The organism is Maridesulfovibrio salexigens DSM 2638 (genome assembly GCF_000023445.1).
Taxonomy (GTDB): Bacteria; Desulfobacterota; Desulfovibrionia; order Desulfovibrionales; family Desulfovibrionaceae; genus Maridesulfovibrio; species Maridesulfovibrio salexigens.
In genome coordinates, this window is the sequence record NC_012881.1 from 2779963 (window position 1) to 2803335 (window position 23373).

Consider the following 23373-nt stretch of genomic DNA (forward strand, 5'->3'; position numbering starts at 1 on the left):
TCAACTTAAAATTTAAAATAAAATGATTTAATTATGAGATTACCGCAATAACCCATAATTTTAGACATTTTTATTGAAATATCCAACCAGTTCCCGTCGCAGACCTTCAAGCAACTTAGTTTCAACATTCCAAGAATGCCAATAAAGCGAAACAGGCACCCTGCCCTGTGGGGCAACCTCGATCAATTGCCCTGATTTCAATTCTTCTTCCACTTGAAACTCCGGAACCATACCGTATGCAAGCTCACGGCAGATAATATCAACAAAAGATTCTGTGGAAGGGATGTAAAAAATCGGATGTGCCACCGAATCTCCCGGAAAGAGTTTTTCCAGCATCTGCGATTGCGTTTCATCTTTACGGTTAAATACTGCTGCCGGAGCCTTTGCAACCGACTCACGATTAAATCCGTCTTTAAACCAACGTTTGTAAAAATCCGGTGTGCTCAGACACAAATAATCGAAAGTTGCCAGATAATCGCTGCGGCATCCTTTAACAGGTTTGGAAACAGTTCCAATACAACCTACAACTTCCCCCCGAGCAAGCATCTCATGAGTCCGGTTTTCATCATCTACATATAAATCCAGCAACACATTGTGCTCTTTTAAAAAACCATCAAGTGCATCCAGAAACCACGTTGCAAGACTGTCCGCGTTAACCCCCACGGGTAATGTCACGAATTCTCCGCTGGGATTAAGGCCCATGGAATCATTCAAATCATGTTCCATAAGCCGGATGGTGTGCAGATGCTTAATGAGCTTGCGACCATCCTCTGTTGGTTCAGGAGGCGTGGCCCTGACCACCAAGACCCTGCCCAATTGTTCCTCAAAATTTCGTATGCGCTGCGAAACGGCTGATTGAGAAATATTCAGCTTCAATGCAGCCTTATCAAATCCACCCTCTTCGATTACCGCAGCCAGTGCTTCGAGAAAAATATTATCAAGCATGTCCTCATTATAAGCTGAACTTATTAGAAATGAAAATATTTAATTGTACTAATTTTTACCTTCACCCTATATTCCTGAAAAAACAAACGGAGCAAACAATGTCATCACTTCTTCCATATATGCAGGGTTTCGGGACAGGGGCAGGATTAATCATCGCCATCGGTGCGCAAAATGCTTTTGTACTTACCCAAAGCATCAGAAAAAACCATCATATGACCGTATGCCTTGTCTGCGCTATCTGTGATACGCTGCTGATCACGCTGGGGATACTGGGAACAGGTGAGTTGATAGCTTCCAATCCTATGCTGCTTAAGCCTGCTGCATGGGGAGGTGCAGCATTTCTGGCATGGTACGGATTCGGATCTTTCCGCTCTGCCATCAAAGGCGGACAGCTGGAAACCGGGGAGGTGGCCAAGACAGGATTGAAATCAATTATCCTGCTAACCCTTTCCATCACCCTGCTTAACCCGCATGTCTATCTGGATACGGTAGTCATGCTCGGCTCAATCAGTGGACAATATGACGGTCTGGATCGTTACATGTTCGGATTTGGAGCAATGACCGCATCTTTTGTATGGTTCTATACTCTTGGATTCGGAGGACGAGCTCTCGCACCGCTTTTCAAGAAGCCCGTAACATGGAGGGTGCTGGACAGCGCTGTCTGCCTGACCATGTGGTTTATCGCATGGAATCTGGCTGAAAAGGCCATGAGCGTTTAGTAAAAATGCCTGCCCAGTGCCACCACCAGCATTCCCGCGAGCATGGCCAGAAAAACATTTTTGGTTTTGAAAGTGATAGCCACGGTGATTAGACCGCCCGCGAGCCCGATTAAACCTTCATTGAAGAATCCGGGGGCGGCAAGGGAGATGAGAATAGTACCGGGAAGAGCTTTCAATGCTCTGCCGAAACGTCCGCCAGTGGGGAGATAGCCAGCCAGCAACAGACCGCCTACGCGCATAAAGTAAGTTGCAAGCGCAGCAAGAGCGATAACCAGAACCGCATTTTCAGGACTGTAAAGATTCATTATGGCACGTCCTCCACTTCTGCTTCCGGTTCGACTGCGGGAACAAATGCCGCACAAATTGCACCGAGAATTCCGCCGACCAAAATATACCACTTTCCTGGGACAAAATGCTCTGTAAGCACCGACGCACTGATGGCTACCAGCCATGGCAACACGTCCTGTCGGCCCTGCCACAGGGAGACTGCCAGCGCTGTAAAAACTGCGGTAAAGGCAAAATCAAGGGCCAGTATTTTTGGATCAGGTATCAATCCGCCGAAGTACATTCCCCCCATGGTTCCGGAGCTCCAAAAAAGCATGAGCAGCAACCCGCCGCCAAGCAGGTGGAACACATCACCCTCACCCTTGCGGGCCGCAACCATGGTCATGGCCCAGTTCTCGTCAGCCACAAAATGCATTATTCCCAAGCGTTTCAGCACTCCCTGTCCGGCAAATAAATCTTTAAGAGAAGCACCGATAAGAACGTAACGCAGATTCACAACAACCACCGCAAGAGCCATTTCAAGTACAGGAAGCGGAGCATTCCACATATCCACCAACACAAATTGCGCCGACCCCGCAAACATGAACACGTTCAAAGCCATCATATCGGTCCAGCTTATGGACTTCTGTGCAGCCAGAACACCCAGCACCCCCGCATAAGCAACTACACTGGGTAAAAGCGGGACGTTAGCTTTAACGCCGCGCATAAAACCGCTCATATACAAACCTCCAGCATGAGGAAAATTACTTGAAAAGGAAAAACCAAGAATAGGACAGAACTGCTATTTAGCCGAAATATGAAAAGGTTAAAAGATACAGATTAATCAAAAATCGACAGCACAAAAGAAAAGGCCCGTCCGAAAGAACGGGCCTTTAAAATTATCGAATACAATTAAAAACTATTTCAATAAATCGCGAACCTCATCGCCGGATTTTGCAGCTAAAGCTTTCTCAGCCAAAGCACAACAATCATCCATTGATACAGCGCGAATGGCTTCCTTCACTTCAGGTATGGAAGGCCCGCTCATGCTCAGCTCATCAAGACCGAGTCCAAGCAGCAATGCTGATGCCTTAGGGTTACCTGCCAGCTCACCACACATACCGACCTCAATTCCGGTGGTCTTTGCAGCATCGCAAGTCATTTTGACCATGCGCAGCACAGCAGGATTGAGGCTGTCGCAAATCTTGGCAACAGACTTGTTACCTCGGTCCGCAGCCATAACGTACTGGGTAAGATCATTGGTACCGATACTGAAGAAATCGCAGATTGCACCAAGCTTTTCAGCTTCTGCAACAGCGGACGGAACTTCAATCATAATTCCGGTCTTAATCTTATCGGCGATCTTTACGCCTTCAGAAAGAAGACCTTCGCGAACCTCGGCCTGAAATGCGAGGACGCCTTCAAGCTCTTCCACCCCGGAAATCATGGGGAACATGATCCAGATATTTTCCTCACTGGCAGCACGCAGTAAAGCGCGCAACTGGGTGCGGAAAAGCTCAGGACGAGCCATGCAGAAACGTACTCCGCGTTCGCCGAGGAACGGATTCTCTTCAACCGGAGTATCGAGATATTTAACCGGCTTATCGCCGCCGATATCAAGGGTGCGGATAATTACAGGATTGCCATTCATGGCCTTGGCAGCTTCTACATATGCTTCGAACTGCTCCTGCTCATCCGGTTCCTGATCACGGTCCTGAAAAAGGAATTCGGTACGGAAAAGCCCTACGCCCTCTGCTCCATATTCGAGCACACGAGGCGCATCGGCAGGAGTACCGATATTACCCATGACCATAATTTCAGTGCCGTCCACAGTCTTGGCCGGGGCAGCACCTTTAGCCTTGGCTTCTTCACGATCAGCCAGCCACTGATCACGCTTGGCCGAAATTTCATCCAGCTTGGCCTGATCCGGTGCGGTCCAAACCACGCCTTCAAAACCGTCAAGGGCAATCATCTTGCCATCGGAAACCTGCTGGAAGCATTCCCCTGTGCCGATAACCGCAGGGATACCCATAGAACGGGACAAAATTGCGGCGTGGGAGGTTGCCCCGCCAATCTCGGTAACAATCCCCAGCACTTTTTCAGGGTCCATTCCGGCAACATCAGACGGGGTAAGATCATGAGCTACGATGATAGATTCACGTTCAAGCCTTATAGCCTGTTCACCTTCTCCGGTCAGCACACGCAATACACGCCCTCCGCAATCCATAACGTCTGCGGCACGGGCTTGCATGTAGGCGTCATCGAGTCCCCGGTAATCAGAAGCCATCTTGTCCATGACCTGAAACCATGCGAACTCGGCATTAACCTTCTCTGCGGAAATAAGGTCCGCAGCGTTATCACGCATGTCCTTATCGCCTAAGATCAAGCCGTGCACTTCAAAAATTGCGGCGTTGGCTTTGCCTGCGGTCTTTTCAGTTTCACGCTGTAAAGCCTGAATATCTGCAAGAGCCGTTGCGATTGCCTGATCAAGACGCTCAGCTTCGGCATCAGTATCGGAAACGTCAATACGCTCTACTTCGGGCAAGGTTGCCAGATGAGCATAAACCGGACCAACTGCATAACCTGTGGATGCCGGAGCACCGGAAACAAATCCTTCGCCACCGACCTTGCAGGGTTCAGTTTCCATGACCACTTCAGCTACATCTTCATCGCGCTCACCGAAATTATCGGCATGCAAAGCCTTCAAGCCTTCAATGGCCTGCTGTGCATCAGGTCCGGTCGCAGTGACAGTGATGGTTTCGCCGTTCTTGACCGCCAGCAAAGCAACCTGATTGATGCTCTTGCCGGATGCTGTCTTATCGTCCTTGCGAATCTGAATAGTAGACTGAAATTTACCGGCCACGGCAACAAGGTTCGCTGCCGGGCGAGCGTGTAATCCCATCTTATTGATGACCAGCAGGTCGCAACTGACCTCTTCGCCTTCCAAAACTTCTTCCTGAGCAGGACCGGCAGCCTGAACAGTCTCTCCGGTAATCGGGGCCAACTGCTCAATCTTTACATTCAAAGCTGCGCCAGCCTCAGCACTCACCTCTTTAAGAGAAGCGCCTACCGAAGCCTGCACTGCTGCAGCCATGGTTCCTTCCACAATCGGAGCCGAGCAAAGCAGAACCTTTTCCTTGACCTCATCGGGCAGGAAATCCAGTGCGGTTTCAGCACTCATGAGCGCACTGCCAAGGTCCATTATGACCAGCACACCTTCTTCGGATTGTGCGGCAACTGATTCAATGGCCATCATAACCTTCATAGGGTCGGTACCGATGGGGTTGTCCGGGTCATCAATGCCGCCAGCGGCTTCCATGACCACAGAGCCGCGAGTCATCTGCTCAGCCAGTTCCAAAACACCCTGCGCCAACATCTGGCTATGGGAAACAATTACTAATCCTACCATTATAAGACTCTCCGAGGGCCCTGCCGGGGGCATAATATCTATGAAAGTACTTCTTTCAGGGTCTCAAGCATGTAATAAGAAGAAGTTGCACCGGGATCCTGATGACCGATAGAACGTTCGCCGAGATAGCTGGCGCGTCCTTTTCTGGCCTGCAGAGGGATGGTGTCGGCAAGGGCCTTTTCACCTACGGGCAGTGCAGCTTCAACAATTGCGAGAACATCATCACCGTTTCCGGCCTTCTCTTTGACCACTTCGAGCACAGGTGCCCAGAGATCGTACATGGTCTTGTCGCCGAGATCAGGACGACCGCGCTGGAGGATGCCTTCAACACCGGCTTCGATTACTTTAGCGAAATCTTCGGAACTGAGTTCTTCCTTACCGCCCATGATCATGCCGCCCTTCATCCAGAAAGTTCCGTATAGGGGACCACTGGCACCGCCGACGCTGGACATGAGAGTCATACCAACAGTCTTAAGGATTGTGCCGATATCTTTGGCTTCTACAGTGGGCAGCTTTTCCATGACCTTACCGAAACCGCGGTTCATGTTGATTCCGTGGTCGGCATCACCGATAGCGGCATCGAGTTCAGTGAGATATTCTTTTTTGTCGGCGTAAACTTCGTTAAGCTTTCCGAGCCATGCAATAAGTTGAGCCTTGTTCATGGACATTTTCTATCCTCCAAAAGATGACGCCATTAAAAACTGGGTCAGGTTTAAAATTACGGTGGGCATATACGATAACAGCGTCAGCCCGGAAATACTCTTTGAAAAAGAGGCATTATTTCTAAAACGGGAACGCAGACGTGAAAGAACTCTCCCACGCCTGCGCATTTTAAACTAATAATAAAGCAAAGTTAAGCCTAGCGGACAAAACCGGGAGTCTGTGCCGGGGCATCCCAGAACTTAAGCATTTCATCATCAACCTTAAGCAGAGTGATAGAGAAGCCCTGCATTTCCAGAGAAGTGATGTAGGGTCCGATCAGGTTACGGACAATGTTGATACCCTTGGCTTTGCAGACTTCATCAAGCTTTCTGTATACAGCGTAAAGTTCGGAAACCGGGGTTCCGCCCATGCTGTTAACAAATGCGATAACGTTGTCACCCTTGGCGAACGGCTCATCGGTCAGTTCTTTATCTTCCCATTCGGTGCCGTTCCATTCGCGAACGATCCGGGTGTATGCGGGGTCATCAATGATCTGCTCAGCGGCATACTGGGTCATTTCATCAACAGATTTAAGGGGCATGCGCTCAATACCGGGCTCGCCGTGAATACCGATCCCCATCTCAACTTCGTCTTCACCGAGTTCGAAAGTCGGTTTACCTGCTGCGGGAACGGTGCAGGAAGTGAGAGCTACACCAAAAGAACGGCCATACTGGTTAACCTTGCGGCAAAGATCGGAGCATTTTTCAAGATCGTATCCTGCTTCAGCAGCTGCGCCGACAATTTTTTCAGCCAGAACGGTGGTACCAACGCCGCGTCTACCTGCGGTGTAAAGGCTGTCCTTAACGGCTACGTCATCATCAATCAAAATATTCTGAACCTTTACGCCTTCTGCAGCAACAAGCTCAGCAGCGGCTTCAAAGTTCATTACGTCACCAGTGTAGTTCTTTACCATAAAAAGAACGCCGGCACCGCTGTCTACGGCTTTGGCGCATTCGTACATCTGGTCAGGGGTGGGAGAAGTAAAAACTTCACCGGGGCAGGCGCCGTCAAGCATACCTTTGCCGACAAAACCGCCGTGCATGGGTTCATGACCGGAACCACCGCCGGAAACAATAGCTACTTTTCCTTTAACAGGAGCATCTTCACGGACTACGTAGTAGGGATCGTAGTTTACTTTCAGTTCAGGATGCGCGAGGGCCATACCCTCAAGCTGTTCCTTAACCACATTTTCCACATCATTGATCAATTTTTTCATAGTTAAAATCACCTCTGGTTCTAGGTTCCTTACGTGATGGCAACATTAAATCAATTGAGAAACATTGTCGACAAATGAACGCGTTTTTTTTCGCTTCCATTTAAATCATTTTTATTTACGGAATATAATTTTCATTTTCGAAAACATTTTCCTTAATATTTTCCATGAGAAATGATTTTAACCCCTGTTTCATCCCTGAGACGATCCCATCAGGAAAATAGATGCTGTATTGAATAACATACGCTTATAGGAAAATAGTTGGCACTTACCATACCAGCAAACTATGCATGAAAACTTACTATTTCAAATTCGAACTCTTCACTATTTAATTGATAGTGATTTTTTTTATCAATTAGGCTGGTCAGCCTCTATTTTGATGATTATATTTAATTATACACAAAAAAACATAATTCATTATTTTAATAAAAGGCAGGATCATACCTCATCCGGGGGAGAGGGGGACAACATGAAGAATTTAATATTTATAACATTAATATCACTTTTTATTGCGGCTTCGGGCGCACAGGCAGCAACTATTAACGGATGGGCGCACAGCGATAACATTAGCGCCGACATATACACAACCTACTCAGCAAGTGAGTCCAGTTTGTTACTTACCGTAACCAATACTTCGCCGGCGACCTCAGCATATCTCAGTGGTCTGTTATTTTCAGCTTCGGGGGCGACCTTAAACTTAAGAGAAGTAGCTTATTACTCTGACTCTATTTCAACTTCACCATTAAATGTTACAGACAACTGGTCTCAAGGGACTCCTGCAAGCGCCCTTCTCAACTCCCAACCCATGAAGTACCTTGAAGGATTAGATACAACCATTTTCACCGGTAGTGACTTTTTAGGCGGATCTCCTAATGACGCACTTCCAATAGGCTGGACGGCAAATTTCATGTTCGATGTGGACGGGGCTTATACCGAATCCATAAATAACTTTGTAGCTCGTTTTCAGGGCATTAATTATCCCGGACTAACCGGATCAGACAGTGATTTTGCCTCCTCTGTACCGACTCCCATACCGGGAGCAATCTGGTTGCTCGGAGCCGGATTGGGAGGACTGGCTATACTAAGACGCAGAATGCAGGTGTGACCGTAAAATCCTCCGGCAGAGAGATTCTGCTGGAGGATTTTTTCTGTTCATATCATTCGCCATAATCATAACATTATTGCCTGATGAAACTTTAAAGCCGTCGAAACAGAATAGTATACTTTTAAATTCCTACAGACTTCCCTAAACCTAGAATCATGCGTATATTTAAAGTATATCCAGAAATTTATACCAAAAAAGCATAATTTGTCATTGGTAATATTATTGAAAAGGGTCAAGGGGGAGGAATCATGTATAAATTCATATTTGTACCAATACTGGCAGTCATGCTTGCAACATCGGCAGCTCAGGCCGCAACAATCTCCGGCTGGACACACCCTGACTACGTAAAGGCTGACATTAATACCTCATACTCCCCCGCAGATTCCAGCCTGCTGCTGACAGTAAAGAACACCTCTCCGGCAGACTCAGCAACACTGAGAGGACTTCTATTTACTGCTCCTGATGTGACACTGACCCTGCGGGAAGTATCCTACTATTCCCAATCAGTCTCCACTCCCATACAAGTCACCAAAAACTGGAATATTGATTCTGCAGAGGGAACAAATCTAAATGCGGAACCTATGAAATATTACGATGGACTGAACACAGTTTTATATACCGGAAATAATTTTCAGGGAGGTAATCCTAAAACAGGTCTCGATGTCGGCTGGACTGCAACTTTCCTGTTTGATGTGGATGGTGAAATGGAAGCACCATTGAATCAATTCATCGCCAGATTTCAAAGCATAGATTATGCTGGAATGACTGCATCAGACAGTGACTTCGCACATTCTGTCCCGACACCTATTCCGGGTGCTGTTTGGCTGTTCACTTTCGGACTGGCCGGAATTGCCCTATTACGACAAAGAATAATCACTTCATAAAACTAAAAATCCTCCGGCAAATCAATTTCGCCGGAGGATTTTTTTTATCTGGTACGGAATAAATTTCTATTTCTTCAAATTGCTGACCGACTCCCGCTCGACAAGAGAGGGCTCAACCTTTATCTGCAACCCTTCGATTCGCTTACTGGACAACCTATCGATAAGGGTATCCACTGCACGTGCTGCTATTTCTTTCTTCGGCTGGTGAATGGTGGTTAGTGCCGGAGCTGTAAAACGGGAAATATAAACATTGTCATAGCCGATAACCGACAGGTCCTGCGGCACCCTGACTCCAAGTCTAACCGCTTCACTCAGCATACCGATAGCCATCATATCGTTACAAACAAATACGGCACTGGGCAGTTTATCAAGCCCGAAGAGATAATGCATGGCCTCGACTCCGCCTTCGCAACCATAATCACCTTCCACTATCCACTCGTCACGAACAGGAAGACCTGTCTCGACCATAGCTTGTCGATAACCTTCCAGACGTTCCTTGGCTGAACGGCGGTCCTGCGGTCCAGCGATGCAACCGATATCGGTATGCCCCTTGGCGATTAAATACTTAGTGGCCAGACGAGCCCCGCTAAGTGAATTGTCATAAATCCTGTCCACATTATCTGATTCCGGACCCCAGTCGAAAACAACAATGGGAACGCTGCGCTCAGCTTCAATCAGATTGATAATCTCATCATTCACTTCACTGCAAAGGAGCAGCAAGCCGTCTACGCGTTTCTCCTCAAGAGCATCGAGATTGGCTTCCATGCGGTTGATATCACCCTCTGTATTGCACAGGAAAAGAGTATACCCTCGCTCATAGCAACGGCGTTCAACCCCATGCACCACCTCGGCAAAGAAAGGGTTGCGGCTGGCAGTTACCAGCATGCCCAAAGTCCGGGTCTGCTGAACTTTCAGACTGCGTGCAATGGAAGACGGACGATAATTCAACTCCTCCACAGCCCGCTCCACCAGCTCCCGCTTCTCGTCACTGACGAATCGAGTCCGGTTTAGAACATGTGATACAGTAGAGGTGGAAACGCCTGCCAATTTTGCTACGTCTTTGATGGTCGCCATAAAATTTTTACGAATTATCCTTTATAAATTTATTCACTTCTTCAAGGCTGGGAATGGAAGTCTGAGCGCCAAGACGGGTTACAGAAATCGCTGCCGCACCGTGTGCAAAACCAATAGCTTGTTCGAGACTTGCGCCCTTCTGCATGGAAGCAACCAGTGCACCATTAAAAGTATCCCCGGCAGCAGTCGTGTCCACAGGATCAACCTTGTACCCGCGGATAAGCTTCTTCCCTTCCGCACGGCTCACAAACGCCCCCTTCTCACCAAGTGTAATCAATACCGTTTCAACGCCTTTGCCGTGCAACACACAAGCAGCCATTGCAGCGTCATCCTCACTCTCCACCTTTACTCCGGTAAGCAATTCTGCTTCGGTTTCGTTGGGAGTGATTATATCAAGATTCGCCAGCAGAGAATCGGGCAAGGCACGGGCGGGTGCTGGATTCAAAATTACTTTTGTTCCTGCTTCGCGGGCTTCTTTTGCAACAAGCTCAATTGTTTCCAGCGGACTTTCAAGCTGCATAAGCAGGGTTTCAGCTTCGCGGATCAAACCAAGATGAGGCTTAAGAGCTTCGGGAGTAAGCGCTGCATTGGCTTCAGCAGAAATAGAAATGGCATTCTCGCCGCCGGCAGCAATCTGGATCAAGGCGATTCCGGTGGGCAGACCTTCCACAGTCATAACCGCAGAGGTTTCAATCCCGTCCTGCTGAAATTCATTGATCATACGCCGTCCGAAATCATCATCCCCCACACAGGCAATAAAACCGATTTCCGCACCAAGACGGGCCGCAGCCACCGCCTGATTAGCTCCCTTGCCGCCGGGTATGATCTGATAACCATGCCCGGTAACGGTCTCGCCGGGACGCGGGAAATTATCCACCTGCAAAACATGGTCAGCATTTACACTACCGAGAACGATTAATCTGGGCGAAGCCATAACACTCTCCATCTCGCGAACAAGGCGTGTCGACAACAATCGACACGCCTTGGAATATTCAATTATTTTACAACCATCAAGGGGACGGGAATATAAGCATCAACCTTTTCGCCCTTGAGAACCTTATCGGCAGTTTTAACACCGAGGAGACCTATCAGTGCGGGCTGCTGAGCGATGGTTCCGGCCATGTCGCCGCGCTTAACTGCAGCAACACCGTCATCGGTACCGTCAAAACCTACAACCACAACTTTCTTACCGGCAGCCTGAAGAGCGCGGATAGCGCCGAGTGCCATTTCATCATTCTGAGCAAAAACACCCTGCACATCGCCATTAGCGGCAAGCAGGTTTTCCATTACGTTCAGGCCCTTGGTGCGGTCAAAATCAGCAGGCTGTGAAGCGAGAACCTTGAAGCCGTTAGCTTTAACTGCTTTGGCAAATCCTGCGCCACGGTCACGGGCTGCGGAAGTACCGGCCAGACCTTCAAGCTGGATAACTTTTGCGCCTTTACCCAGTTTTTCTGCCATGAAATCACCGGCCATTTTACCACCTGCTACGTTATCGGAAGCAATGTGGGAAGCAACTTTACCTGCGGAAGCGCCACGGTCGAGGGTCAGCACAGGAATATTGCTGCGGTTGGCAAGACGGATAGCGTTAACAACTGCATCGGAATCAGTGGGGTTGATCAAGATAGCCTTTACGCCGCGTACGGTAAGGTCCTCAACGTTAGCCAGTTCCTTTGCAGGGTCATTCTGGGAATCGAGCACGATGAGTTCGTAACCCATGTCTTTAGCTTTCTTAACAGCACCGTCCTTGAGGGTGACGAAGAAGGGGTTGTTCAGGGTGGAAACTACAAGTGCGAGGGTTTCCTTAGCCTGTGCGGAAACGCTGAGGCCTAAAGTAAGTACCAGAGCCATGGCGAGGGTCATAAGTTTTTTCATCCTACACTCCTAATGTTTTTATTACTTGCTTTTGGTATCCACCAAAACCGCTAAAAGGATGACCAGCGCCTTGGCTATCATCTGATAATAGGAAGATACATCAAGCAAATTCAGTGCGTTATTTAGAAAGCCGATAATGAGCGCACCCAGCAGGGTTCCCATGATCGTGCCTTTACCACCCATAAGAGAAGTTCCGCCGAGAACAACAGCGGCAATAGCATCCAGCTCATAACCGTATCCGGCAGTAGGCTGAGCCGAGGAAAGACGAGAGGTTACGATCAGACCGGACAAAGCCGAAAGAAATCCGGCAATAGCGTAAACCGCAATCTTGATTCTATCCACATTGATACCGGAAAGACGGGTAGCCTCTTCATTTCCGCCAAGCGCGTAAATATAGCGTCCAAGACGGGTATGATTCAGCAGGTACCACGCTGCGCCAAAGGTAAAAGCCATAATCCAGATGGGGAACGGAATGCCTAGCAGATAGCCGGTACCGATAAAGGCGAAAGAGTCGGCAACTTCAGTGAATCCGGTGGAGATGGGCCGACCGTCCGTGTAAACAAGGGTCAAGCCGCGCACGAGGGTCATGGAAACCAGCGTGGCAATGAATGCCTGCACTTTTCCTTTAGCAATAATGACCCCGCTGATTCCGCCTAGAATCGCTCCTGCGCCAAGAGCTGCACCGACAGCCACAATTACCGGCATCTGAGCCGCAATAAGGCTGGCTCCAACAGCCCCGCAAAGAGCCAGTACCGAACCGACAGAAAGATCAATGCCCGCAGTGAGAATGACAAGGGTCATACCCACAGCCATGACCGCGTTAATGGCTGTCTGACGCAGGATGTTCAGGATATTTCCTGTGGTGAAAAAATTGGGATTGAGAAAAGAAACAATGACGATCATTACTACAAGAGCAATGAGTGTTTTTTGCTCAATCAATCTATCTTTGACGGACACTGTTTTAAGCTGTCCCTTAACTGCTTCGCTCATGCGACCTCCTGTCCCGTACTTAAAAATATATTCACTGCCTATCGGCCCCTGCCGATGGCGCAGGCCATGAGTTTTTCCTGATCAGCTTCTTCCGCTTTGTATTCCCCGCAGATACGGCCTTCGTGCATAACAAGGATACGATCAGACATACCGAGGATTTCTGGCATTTCAGAAGAAACAAGAATGATGCTCATCCCCTCTTCCTTGAAACGGTTGATGAGCTGATAGATTTCTTTTTTAGCCCCCACATCCACTCCTCGGGTCGGCTCATCAAGGATGAAAACCTTGGGGCGATCCATGAGTCCTTTGGCGATGGCGACCTTCTGCTGGTTACCGCCGGAAAGGTTGCCGACAGCCTGGTCACGCGAAGGAGTGCGGATATTGAAAGTATCGATGTAGGAATCCACAGCCTCTTTTTCCCGGCTGCGATGAATGTGACCTGCTGCGGATGAAAATTCACGCAGGGCGGCAAGGGTCATATTTTCTATAATTGAAAGGCCGAGCACCAGCCCGTCTGCCTTGCGGTCTTCACTGATGTAAGCGATTCCAGCTTCAAGAGCATCGTGCGGAGATTTGATCTTCAAGGTTTCACCGAACAGAGAGACAGAACCGCCTGTGACGGGATAAGCCCCGTAAATGGCCTTCATCAGTTCGGTACGCCCTGCGCCCATCAAACCGGAAACTCCGAGGATTTCACCCTCGTGAAGGGAGAAAGAGATATTATCCAATCTAGGACCGGAAAGCTCCTTGACTTCAAGGCTGACTTGCCCCGGCTGAACTTCTACACGGGGAAATTGTTCATCAAGCCTGCGTCCGACCATCATTTCAATAAGACGATCTTCGTCAATATCGCTCACAGGGCTTTCGCCGATGAATTGACCGTCACGTATTACCGTAACGTCATCACAAATTTCAAAAATTTCTTTTAAACGGTGTGAAATGTAGACAATCCCGTGCCCGGAATCGCGAAGCTCATTAATTACATTAAACAGAGCGGTGGTTTCAGTCTCAGTCAGGGTATCGGTGGGTTCGTCCATGATGATAACCTTGGACTCAAATGAAATGGCTTTGGCGATCTCCACCATCTGCTGCTCACCAATCCCCAACTCGCCCAGCCGGATTTTGGAAGACCGTTTCACTCCCAGCTTTGCAAGCAGTTTATCAGCACTGGCATACATATCCTTCCAAAGGATACGGCCCATAGTTCCCACTTTTTCCCGGCCCAAAAAAATATTTTCAGCAATGGAAAGCTCAGGAAGCAGGTTCAATTCCTGATGAATAATGCTGATTCCGGCCTGCTGGGAATCACGAGGGCTCTTGAAATTACGATTCTGACCAAGATAATTGATGAAGCCAGCATCGCGCTTATATATCCCGGTCAAAACCTTCATAAGCGTCGATTTGCCTGCACCGTTTTCGCCAACAAGACCCATGACCTTGCCAGCTGAGACATTCAGGTTAACGCCATCGAGAGCTTTAACGCCCGGAAAACTTTTTTCTATTCCTTCCAACCTGAGCAGTACACTCATGGTTTCCCCCTAGAAAACTACGCCGGCCTTGAAAGTAATATTCGCGTAAGGAGTGAACTCTCCGGTCCGAACAATGGCAACGCTCTTTTTCGTGTTGAGCTTGAAATTTACGTGGCGCACATAATCCACCGGGATATCCTTGCCGCGCTGAGCAGACTCCATTTCAAGAACACTGATCAATTCATCATGTCTGTCCGAACTTACATCCTTGAACTCTTCTGCCAATTCAACAGACTCAAGTTCCATTTCCATTAAAACGGCCTTAACCACATCAATGAAGGAAGGAATCCCTTCAGAAACAGCCAGATCAATACGCTGCACACCTTCAGGAATAGGCAGTCCGGCATCGCAGACGGTCAACGCATCAAAATGGCCCAGCTTGGATATAATATATGATAATTCAGAATTAAGAAGTCCTGTTCTTTTCATGTTTTCTCCTAAGTAAAAAAGCATCCCCATACGGGCAAAGTAACCAACCAGTAACATCATCGAAACGTTTGCGCAATCGATTCGATAATCAACTAACGAGTCAATTCTTATTAAGCGCCAATGTCGAATTATTTGACTTATACAGTCTAATAACACACATTGATAACTCGGAGGAATATCATGCAGAAAATTTTAATTTGGCTCACGTTGTTGTTTTGTGCTCAGCCCGCATTCGCTCAAGCCCCACTGCAAGCAGTCTTACTTGTTGACCGCCCTCTCCCGTATGAAACATACATATATAGACTACTTGAGCTTGCATTAAAAAATCAGCAGCAAGCGTATAAATTAGAGATTGAAATAATTGATGCAACGCAACCCAGAAGAGTAAAAATAGTAAGCTCTTCCCCAAAAAACTACGTGATAGCACTAGGGAATCGCAATGAACACGAAAAACAGCTGCAGCCCATTTATATTCCCATCCAGCTGGGACTAGGTTTGGGGCAGCGCATCATGCTCACACGTTCTGAAGTAAGGGACAGCCTGAAAGGTGTAAAAAATCTGAAAGATCTGTCTAAATTTGTTTTTGCGCAGGGGCTGGGTTGGTCAGATGTAAAAATATTACAGGATGCCGGATTGAAAGTTTATACCCCTGCGGACCCGGCAAGTATTCCGGGAATGCTGATGCGTAAAAGAGTCGACCTTTATCCGCGCGGACTATTCGAGATTGATCTTGAATATAAACGTTATGTACCGGACCATCCTGATCTTGTTATCGATGATAATATAGTCCTCACCTATCCATTAGCATCCTTTTTTTATGTCAGAGAAGACAACAAATTACTGCATGACGCAATCAAGAAAGGACTTGAAAAGGCATACTACTCTGGTCAATTGCAAGACCTGATTATGACCGATCCAACATTTAGCAAAACATTACGTGAAATCCAGCTGGACAAACGGGTGAAAATTGAAGTGCCTGTTGAAAGTCTTGATGTCAGTGAAAAAGCATTATCGGCTTTGAAAAAGTTTACTTTTGTGCCCGGAAAGAAAGTTGGAGAGAAGGTAAAATAAAAGACGGCGCACTATCCACGCTCTTCCGTTAATAATTTTTATTTTCAAACAAAACAGTTAAGATAACAAAAAAAAGGCCCAACCTTTCGGTTGAGCCTTTCTGATGAAGCATGGTGGTTGCGGGGGCCGGATTTGAACCAACGACCTTCGGGTTATGAGCCCGACGAGCTACCAAGCTGCTCCACCCCGCGTCACTGGAAAGAGGTTCTACAGACGAGACCACTTCCTGTCAACAGCTATTTACAAATTATTTAAATTTTCTTATCTCATCTCTCGATATGACAAACCACTACGAACTATCTCTCGTAATCCCTGTCTACAATGAACAGGATAATTTACGTAAACTAATGCAGGAAATAGATTCGGCCTTAGAACCGACTGATATTCCATATGAAGTTATATTTGTAGATGACGGCAGCAAAGACAACAGTCTCGCCGTTCTCAAGGATATTTCATCAACCTATCCCAAAGCCCGCTATATTTCATTTGCGGAAAACCGGGGACAGTCCGCTGCCTTCTGTGCCGGATTCGATGAAGCCCGCGCACCGCGTGTCGCCACTATGGATGCAGACCTGCAGAATGACCCTGCCGATCTTCCAGCCATGTACGCCCTCTACAATGAAGGACACACCATGACCATCGGCTGGCGTCAGAAACGCAAGGATGTCTGGATTAAGCGTATCGCTTCCAAAATAGCAAATGCCATCCGTAACAGACTGACCAACGAGACCGTGCAAGATACCGGATGCTCCCTTAAAATCATGGATACTGCCATGGTCCGCGCAATCCCACGCTTTAACGGCATGCACCGTTTCCTGCCCACACTCATGAAAATGCAGGGAGCTTCCGTTGCTGAGATGAAAGTCAACCACCGTCCCCGCTTCGAAGGTGAATCCAAGTACGGAACCATCGACCGCGCAATAGCCGGTGGTTATGACCTGCTTGGAGTACGCTGGCTTCTGGGTCGCCATTTCTCATACAGTGTAAAAGAACGTAGCGATGACAAATAAATGAGTGCAGTAAGCAGTGAATCAAAAGTAAGCATGAAGGCCCTGATCAAAGGGCTTGCTATGCTTAGTGTCTTGGGGCTTTCGGTTTATCTGATCCGCTATGCCGGACTTGCCGATGCCCTTGATACCCACTGGATGGACGAACATGTGCGCTCTCGCGGACTTACCGGAGTACTCACCTATGTGGGATTGGCGGCATTCTTTTCGGCTGTCGGTTTTCCCAGACAGGTGATCTGCTTCATGGGCGGATACGCGTACGGTTTCGCTCTTGGAACCCTGCTCGGAACCATCGGCACAGGACTCGGTTGCGCCGGAGCATTCGTCTATTCCCGGCTGGTAGGCCGTTCTTTCATTAAAAGGAAGTTCGGTGCACGCATCCAGAAAGTCGATGATTTCCTGAGCCGCAGCCCCTTCAACATGGCTCTTACGATCCGCTTCTTCCCATTGGGCAGTAATGTAGTCACAAATATTCTGGCGGGGGTAACCAGTATTCCAGCCCTGCCCTTCATACTTGGTTCCACTGTTGGATACTTACCCCAGAACATGGTCTTCGCTCTCTTCGGAAGCGGCGTGGAAGTATCATCAAGCTTGCGCATGATCATGGCAGTGGTGCTCTTTGTCATTTCCACCCTGCTGGGATTCAAAATCTACCGCAAATACCGCAATCAGGCTGAAGCGGTAGTGGAATAACAGCCTCAAAATATCTCACATAAAAATCCCGGACAGGTCCGACCTGTCCGGGATTTTTATGTGAGATTTCAACCGCAGACACCAAAATGGCTGCGTTCTTTTTGCAAAGACTAATCAACACCGCATTGTTTTTTACCGGCATTAAAAATTTTACTTTCGTTATCAAGACACCTGCCCAGCACTTCTGCTTCCGCCTCAGTAGTATGAATAGATAAATTTTTAATACATCCCATAAGTCCCTGCTTTGCCCTGCTGAAGACAGGACGCATACATACTGCTTTCTGGCCGGGAGCAGCCATAAGTTCGTTTTCAAGCTCATTCAATACAGAATTCATACATCCCTTGAAGCTTTGTATGTCATTATCAGTTATTTTATCATCGTCCTTATCAATATAAGACAAACAAGAATCGATCTTATGATCCAAATTGGACGCAATGGCAGATCCTGCGAACATAAATGATAAAATAACAGCCAACAGAATGGTAGTTTTTGTCATGGTTCTCTTCCTCTCAGTTCCCGGTTTGTAATTTAAAGTAAGATTACTGGCTATAACCGAAGCCACTAAAGCAAGTCTCCTAACCACACGCCAAACTAACATAGCAATCCGACCAAAAACAAGACAAACTTGATCACAGGATCAAAATCCACATTCTTTTTTGATTGACATCGAAAATCGTTTTCAATATCAAGAAAGCACTTTTCTCAACAAAATAAACAAAACAAAAACACATGAGATTTAGCATATGACCCCAAAATTAATAGCCAATTCGCTGCATACATTGATTAAAACCAAACAACCCACATTCCTCTGGGGGCCTCCCGGAGTTGGAAAAAGTCAGGTTGTAGCCCAAGTAGCTAACGAATTGGACCTCAAGCTTATAGATCTGCGCGCAGTGTTGCTCGATCCGGTTGACCTGCGCGGCCTGCCCCGCATTTCCGATGATGGTGACGCAAGCTGGTGCCCGCCCTCTTTCTTACCCAAAGACGGCAAGGGAATCCTGTTCCTTGATGAACTTAACGCAGCCCCTCCTTTGGTGCAGGCCGCCTGCTATCAACTGGTCCTTGACCGCAAGCTGGGAGAATACGCTCTCCCTGAAGGCTGGACCGTTATAGCAGCAGGAAACAGGGAATCGGATAAAGCTGTGACTCACCGTATGCCCTCTGCCCTTGCAAACCGCTTTGTACATCTCGACTTTGAAGTAAGCACTCCGGACTGGCTGGACTGGGCCGCTACAAACAACATCGCCGAAGAGCTGCTCGCTTTCATCAAATTCAGACCCGGCCTGCTGCATGACTTTGATCCTGCCCGCAACGAGAAAGCATTTCCTTCCCCCCGCTCTTGGGAATTTGTATCCGGGATCATCAAGGCCGCCCCCAGCCCGGAAGTTGAATATGAACTCTTCAAAGGGACAGTCGGCGAAGGTGCCGCAGCCGAATTCAGCGGATTTTGCAAAATCTACCGCAAGCTTCCCGACCCTGAATTCGTTCTCAAATCACCGGACAAAGTTACTATCCCCGAAGATCCTGCTACGGCATATGCTCTTTGTGAATCCGTAGCATCCAAAGCAGCCCCGGAACATGCGGAATCAATCATGGTCTTCGCCTCAAGACTGCCTGCTGAATTCGCCGTATTGCTGGTGCGTAATGCAGTCAAAAAAGACCGCTCCATTGTAGAGTCAGACGGCTTCAACCGCTGGGCCACCGCCAACTCGGACATCCTGTTCTAGGAATTTACTAATGAACGCTGACCGTAAACTGCTTAAGGCCCGTGCCGACCTGCTCTTGCAGCACCCCTTCTTCGGCTCCCTATGCCTGCGCATGGAGCCGCAGGAAGACCGCACGTGCGACGGTACATGGACCGATGGAAAAACCTTCGCCTACAATCCGCACTTTGTGGACAAGCTTTCCAATGAAGAACTACAGGGAGTGCTGGCTCACACCATCATGCATCCGGCCTGTCAGCACCACAAAAGACGCGGCAACCGTGATGTACGACTTTGGAATATGGCCTGCGACTACTCCATTAATTGGATTCTTTTGGAAGCAGGATTCCAGTTGCCCGAAGGGTTTCTGGATGATGAAAAATACCACGGCAAAAACGCCGAGGAAATTTTCACTGCACTGACAAAGGACTTCGACCAGTCCGGCAACCCGGAAATAGGCAAGCAGCAAGACGGCCCTAAACGCATTGATGTTGAGTACGAAGACGGACAAGGCGAAGGCAACGACCTTGAATCCGGCGATAATGAAGAACGTTCCCAGAATGGAGATGACGGAGAGTCATCATCAGAGGGCATGGACTCGGAAGAAATAGAGGATTCCCAAGGAGAAACCGATCAGGATCAATCAGCCGATCCCGGTGGAACCGGAGAAATCCGCGATGCAGATGATGCAGAGTCCGGTGACGGTGATTCCGGCGAAGAAACCGATAAAGACTGGCTGCTTGCGCTGGCGCAGGCAACCAATCAGGCCCGTGATTGTGGAGATCTGCCCGGAGGACTTGAGCGTCTGGTGGAAAAGCTGCTTTACCCGAAACTGGACTGGCGGGAACTTCTGGAACGCTTCATAAGTGCCAGAGCACGCAACGATTATGCCTGGCCCCCCCCCAGCCGCCGCCATCTGCACATGGGCCTGTATCTGCCCTCGCTTTCAACAGAACAACTGCCTGAAGTTGTGCTGGCAGTTGATACATCCGGCAGTATCGCCCCGCAGGAGCTGGAGCAATTTGCAGCAGAATTATCATCCATTCTGGAAGCATACGACACCACCCTCCGGGTTGTCTGGTGCGATCTCGAAGTAACTGGCGAACAAACCTTCACCCGTGCGGACCTGCCCCTTGAGCTGCAACCGCAGGGAGGCGGAGGAACAGACTTTCGGCCCGTATTTAATTTTATCGAGAGTAAAAACATCGATCCGGCCTGCCTTGTTTATTTGAGCGACATGGAATGCGGTCAATTTCCCGAACGCGAACCGGACTATCCGGTGCTCTGGGCCAGAACAGGCGGTGCAGGATACCCCCCGCCTTTCGGCGAAATGATTGATGTAATTTAGTTTATGATGCGCTTCGTGCTTTTAATAAATTGATTTCGTCTCCGGCGGCTTAAGGAGCTAAGCACCTTAAGAAGCCCTATCAGTTTTAAATTTATAAGGGGAAAGAATGATCATCGAATGGAACATCACAAAAAAACGCGGAAACTTCCGCCCGGTGCTGACTTATACAATCAGTCTGGAAGATTTTGAAAAGGAACTGGGACTGCCGCAGGTCGTGCTGGAATCAAATATTCCAGAACCACCGGATTCATGGTCTGCAAGCTGCCTGCCCGGAAAATGCGAACGAAACGGCTGCGACTGTACCGCATACCGTATCTATACCCCGGACCACAAAACCGGGGAAACAAGCGGCAAATTGATGCTTCCTTGGCGGGAAGGTTCCGACTATCCAGAAGTAAAAGAATCTTTCCTCAAACTCAGAAACAATTTCGAAGCAGTACTCAAAGAAGCATACGACAGCCATCCCATAGACGTTGAAGGCAAACTCGAACTTTCCGGAGACACCCGCCGCCATATTGCCAGCGGCCTTGTCTCGCAGCGTTTTCTAAAAGCAGCGGGATTCTGATATTTACGTAAAGATCATGCTGGTCCCTCCACCGGTATGTTCAGGCGTAGCCGGGTATACGGTTACGCCTTTTTTATCACCATTTCCACTTAACAAATAAACGCAGTAAAGGTATGAGAACCACCTAGATCACTTAAGGAGTCCAATCAGACCATGCCTTTTTACGAAATTTTCATCATATCCGTGGCACTCGCCATGGATGCCTTTACCATTGCCGTTGCCTGCGGTCTGTGCATGCCCGAAGTCAGCAAACGGCAGAACTTCAGGCTCTCTTTCCATTTCGGCCTGTTTCAGGCCCTGATGCCCCTTTTAGGCTGGCTGGCCGGACTTACCGTCAAATCCATGGTCGAAACGTATGCTCCTTGGATTTCCTTTTTCCTCTTAGCATTCGTGGGCGGAAAAATGATTCAGGAGTCCTTCGAAACAGACGATTCATGCGATACATACAAGGATCCCACCAAGGGACTTTCACTGGTATTCCTGTCGGTTGCCACCAGTCTGGATGCTTTAGCCGTGGGACTTTCATTTTCCATCATGGACTATCCCATTGCATTCCCCTGCGTTATGATCGGGATTACTGCACTGGTGCTGACTTCATTCGGACTCTGGCTGGGTAAATCATTTGCCAAAGCATCAAGCTACAGCCATATTGCCGAAAGGATAGGCGGAGTAGTTCTCATTCTAATCGGATTGAAACTGCTTCTACAGTAACTACCTGACTCTGTTGGCAAGGATATTAATTACTTTCCGCATAACCCTTTTGACAGCGGACCTCCAAGCGTATATCCTCACCTGAACTGTAAGCAACAATCAACCGGCTTCAATTGAGCAAGCCAAAGGATGGATATTTTTACCAAATGCCTTTATTGCAACCCCCTCCCTATAAACCCAAATTCCCTCTCCAATCGGGTCATCTCCAAACAATATTTCCTCGCCTCTTCCGGAAAGTCAGCCTCCCGCCTGTAGTCAAAAGAAGAATCGAAACTCCTGACGGCGACTTTCTTGATATAGACTGGCACCTTGCAAGCAGCTCACGCCTTGCTGTCATTGCCCACGGCCTTGAAGGTAATTCACGCAGACCTTACGTACTCGGCATGGCCCGCGCGCTCGTGCTCGCCGGCTGGGATTGCATCACCTATACTTTTCGCGGCTGCAGCAATGATCCAAACAAAAAGCCCGGAATGTACCATAGCGGCGACACCCGGGATATCCACACCGTACTTGAATACGGACTTAACCATGGTATTTACGATGATGCTGCCCTCATCGGCTTCAGCATGGGCGGCAACCACGTCCTGAAATACCTGGGAGAAGACCCGGACAAAGTTCCCGCTAAAGTAAAAAGAGCCATCGGCATATCTGTGCCCTGTGATCTGGAAGCCTCTGCTGTAAAACTCTGTGAAAAATCCAATTTCATTTACAGCAGTTATTTTTTGCGATCATTAAAGCAGAAAATAAAAGTAAAAAACAAACAATTCCCAGATCTTTACCCTCTCGAAAAACTCTCCTCCATCAAAAATATCGTTGATTTCGACAACGCTTATACCGCGCCCATCAACGGTTTTGCGGATGCTTCCGACTATTACCGCCAATCATCATGCAAACAATTCTTGGACAATATCAGGGTCCCGTCACTTGTTCTTAGTGCAGAAGATGATCCTTTCCTGACCCCGGAATGCTACCCTGTTGAAAATGCGGAAAATAGCCAACACCTGTACCTGCAAATCCCCAAATACGGAGGACACGTCGGTTTTGCCGACCTGCCTATGGAAAAACAGCTCTGGTCAGAAGACAGAACTGTAAGATTCCTGAATACGTGATAAGAAAAATCCCGGAGCGTTTGCTCCGGG

At 48.2% G+C, this 23373-nt stretch carries 24 protein-coding genes and 1 tRNA gene; 11 read left to right on the forward strand and 14 right to left on the reverse strand.

Annotation, left to right across the window (positions count from 1 at the left end):
• Nucleotides 1-60 precede the first annotated feature (60 nt).
• Complete coding sequence (locus DESAL_RS12795; protein ID WP_015852411.1) at nucleotides 61-945, reverse strand: LysR family transcriptional regulator ArgP; 885 nt, start codon at nucleotides 943-945, stop codon at nucleotides 61-63.
• A 98-nt stretch (nucleotides 946-1043) separates the two neighbouring features.
• Here DESAL_RS12795 and DESAL_RS12800 point away from each other — a divergent pair, with 98 nt between their 5' ends.
• Nucleotides 1044-1664: a LysE/ArgO family amino acid transporter gene (locus DESAL_RS12800; RefSeq protein WP_015852412.1), complete on the forward strand. Its 621-nt coding sequence runs from the start codon at nucleotides 1044-1046 to the stop codon at nucleotides 1662-1664.
• On the opposite strand, the gene DESAL_RS12805 is transcribed toward DESAL_RS12800, so the two are convergent.
• The 5 genes from DESAL_RS12805 to dhaK form a co-directional block, all read right to left on the reverse strand.
• Nucleotides 1661-1969, reverse strand: coding sequence for an AzlD family protein (locus DESAL_RS12805; protein ID WP_015852413.1), 309 nt, complete (start codon nucleotides 1967-1969; stop codon nucleotides 1661-1663). The two genes, DESAL_RS12800 and DESAL_RS12805, sit on opposite strands and share 4 nt — an antisense overlap.
• The gene (locus DESAL_RS12810) at nucleotides 1969-2667 is read right to left on the reverse strand and encodes an AzlC family ABC transporter permease (RefSeq protein WP_015852414.1); all 699 of its coding nucleotides are present in this window, start codon (nucleotides 2665-2667) and stop codon (nucleotides 1969-1971) included. Before DESAL_RS12810 ends, DESAL_RS12805 begins: the two co-directional genes overlap by 1 nt.
• Nucleotides 2668-2847: 180 nt before the next feature.
• Entirely contained in the window at nucleotides 2848-5337 is a 2490-nt protein-coding gene (gene ptsP / locus DESAL_RS12815) for a phosphoenolpyruvate--protein phosphotransferase (RefSeq protein WP_015852415.1), read from the reverse strand.
• A gap of 38 nt (nucleotides 5338-5375) precedes the next feature.
• Nucleotides 5376-6005 carry a dihydroxyacetone kinase subunit DhaL gene (gene dhaL, locus DESAL_RS12820; protein WP_015852416.1) on the reverse strand — a complete coding sequence of 210 codons (630 nt, stop codon included), beginning with the start codon at nucleotides 6003-6005 and terminating at the stop codon, nucleotides 5376-5378.
• A 191-nt stretch (nucleotides 6006-6196) separates the two neighbouring features.
• A complete protein-coding gene (dhaK, locus tag DESAL_RS12825; protein ID WP_015852417.1) occupies nucleotides 6197-7255 on the reverse strand; it encodes a dihydroxyacetone kinase subunit DhaK in 1059 nt (352 codons plus the stop codon).
• A 283-nt stretch (nucleotides 7256-7538) separates the two neighbouring features.
• On the opposite strand from dhaK, the gene DESAL_RS12830 reads away from it, so the two are divergent.
• Nucleotides 7539-8357 (forward strand): VPLPA-CTERM sorting domain-containing protein, encoded by an 819-nt coding sequence (locus DESAL_RS12830; RefSeq protein WP_041721864.1) that lies wholly within the window; start codon nucleotides 7539-7541, stop codon nucleotides 8355-8357.
• Nucleotides 8358-8605: 248 nt separating this feature from the next.
• Nucleotides 8606-9241 (forward strand): hypothetical protein, encoded by a 636-nt coding sequence (locus DESAL_RS12835; RefSeq protein ID WP_015852419.1) that lies wholly within the window; start codon nucleotides 8606-8608, stop codon nucleotides 9239-9241.
• Between the two features lie 66 nt (nucleotides 9242-9307).
• Here DESAL_RS12835 and DESAL_RS12840 read toward each other — a convergent pair whose 3' ends face one another.
• The 6 genes from DESAL_RS12840 to rbsD form a co-directional block, all read right to left on the reverse strand.
• Complete coding sequence (locus DESAL_RS12840) at nucleotides 9308-10315, reverse strand: substrate-binding domain-containing protein (RefSeq protein ID WP_015852420.1); 1008 nt, start codon at nucleotides 10313-10315, stop codon at nucleotides 9308-9310.
• Between the two features lie 7 nt (nucleotides 10316-10322).
• Nucleotides 10323-11249, reverse strand: coding sequence for a ribokinase (gene rbsK / locus DESAL_RS12845; protein ID WP_015852421.1), 927 nt, complete (start codon nucleotides 11247-11249; stop codon nucleotides 10323-10325).
• Nucleotides 11250-11311: 62 nt separating this feature from the next.
• On the reverse strand, nucleotides 11312-12187 hold the full coding sequence (gene rbsB / locus DESAL_RS12850; protein ID WP_015852422.1) for a ribose ABC transporter substrate-binding protein RbsB: 876 nt from the start codon (nucleotides 12185-12187) through the stop codon (nucleotides 11312-11314).
• 21 nt (nucleotides 12188-12208) lie between these two features.
• Complete coding sequence (rbsC, locus tag DESAL_RS12855; RefSeq protein ID WP_015852423.1) at nucleotides 12209-13177, reverse strand: ribose ABC transporter permease; 969 nt, start codon at nucleotides 13175-13177, stop codon at nucleotides 12209-12211.
• 38 nt (nucleotides 13178-13215) lie between these two features.
• Nucleotides 13216-14706, reverse strand: a complete 1491-nt coding sequence (gene rbsA, locus DESAL_RS12860; RefSeq protein WP_015852424.1) for a ribose ABC transporter ATP-binding protein RbsA — start codon at nucleotides 14704-14706, stop codon at nucleotides 13216-13218.
• A gap of 9 nt (nucleotides 14707-14715) precedes the next feature.
• A complete protein-coding gene (gene rbsD, locus DESAL_RS12865) occupies nucleotides 14716-15135 on the reverse strand; it encodes a D-ribose pyranase (protein ID WP_015852425.1) in 420 nt (139 codons plus the stop codon).
• Between the two features lie 180 nt (nucleotides 15136-15315).
• Between rbsD and DESAL_RS12870 the strand changes: the two genes are divergently transcribed.
• Complete coding sequence (locus DESAL_RS12870; protein ID WP_015852426.1) at nucleotides 15316-16206, forward strand: type 2 periplasmic-binding domain-containing protein; 891 nt, start codon at nucleotides 15316-15318, stop codon at nucleotides 16204-16206.
• Between the two features lie 114 nt (nucleotides 16207-16320).
• Here the strand turns inward: DESAL_RS12870 and DESAL_RS12875 are convergent.
• Nucleotides 16321-16397: transfer RNA gene (locus DESAL_RS12875), tRNA-Met, on the reverse strand.
• Nucleotides 16398-16484: 87 nt separating this feature from the next.
• Between DESAL_RS12875 and DESAL_RS12880 the strand changes: the two genes are divergently transcribed.
• Nucleotides 16485-17216, forward strand: a complete 732-nt coding sequence (locus DESAL_RS12880) for a glycosyltransferase family 2 protein (RefSeq protein ID WP_015852427.1) — start codon at nucleotides 16485-16487, stop codon at nucleotides 17214-17216.
• On the forward strand, nucleotides 17217-17906 hold the full coding sequence (locus DESAL_RS12885; RefSeq protein ID WP_015852428.1) for a TVP38/TMEM64 family protein: 690 nt from the start codon (nucleotides 17217-17219) through the stop codon (nucleotides 17904-17906). It abuts the gene before it with no gap.
• 110 nt (nucleotides 17907-18016) lie between these two features.
• On the opposite strand, the gene DESAL_RS12890 is transcribed toward DESAL_RS12885, so the two are convergent.
• Nucleotides 18017-18403, reverse strand: a complete 387-nt coding sequence (locus DESAL_RS12890) for a hypothetical protein (protein ID WP_041721869.1) — start codon at nucleotides 18401-18403, stop codon at nucleotides 18017-18019.
• A 247-nt stretch (nucleotides 18404-18650) separates the two neighbouring features.
• Between DESAL_RS12890 and DESAL_RS12895 the strand changes: the two genes are divergently transcribed.
• From DESAL_RS12895 to DESAL_RS12915, 5 genes are all read left to right on the forward strand, one after another.
• Nucleotides 18651-19634 (forward strand): AAA family ATPase, encoded by a 984-nt coding sequence (locus DESAL_RS12895; protein ID WP_015852430.1) that lies wholly within the window; start codon nucleotides 18651-18653, stop codon nucleotides 19632-19634.
• 10 nt (nucleotides 19635-19644) lie between these two features.
• Nucleotides 19645-20958: a vWA domain-containing protein gene (locus DESAL_RS12900; protein WP_015852431.1), complete on the forward strand. Its 1314-nt coding sequence runs from the start codon at nucleotides 19645-19647 to the stop codon at nucleotides 20956-20958.
• A 106-nt stretch (nucleotides 20959-21064) separates the two neighbouring features.
• On the forward strand, nucleotides 21065-21523 hold the full coding sequence (locus DESAL_RS12905; protein WP_015852432.1) for a hypothetical protein: 459 nt from the start codon (nucleotides 21065-21067) through the stop codon (nucleotides 21521-21523).
• Between the two features lie 153 nt (nucleotides 21524-21676).
• Nucleotides 21677-22234 carry a manganese efflux pump MntP gene (locus DESAL_RS12910; protein ID WP_015852433.1) on the forward strand — a complete coding sequence of 186 codons (558 nt, stop codon included), beginning with the start codon at nucleotides 21677-21679 and terminating at the stop codon, nucleotides 22232-22234.
• 146 nt (nucleotides 22235-22380) lie between these two features.
• Entirely contained in the window at nucleotides 22381-23343 is a 963-nt protein-coding gene (locus tag DESAL_RS12915) for a YheT family hydrolase (protein WP_015852434.1), read from the forward strand.
• Nucleotides 23344-23373: the final 30 nt, after the last annotated feature.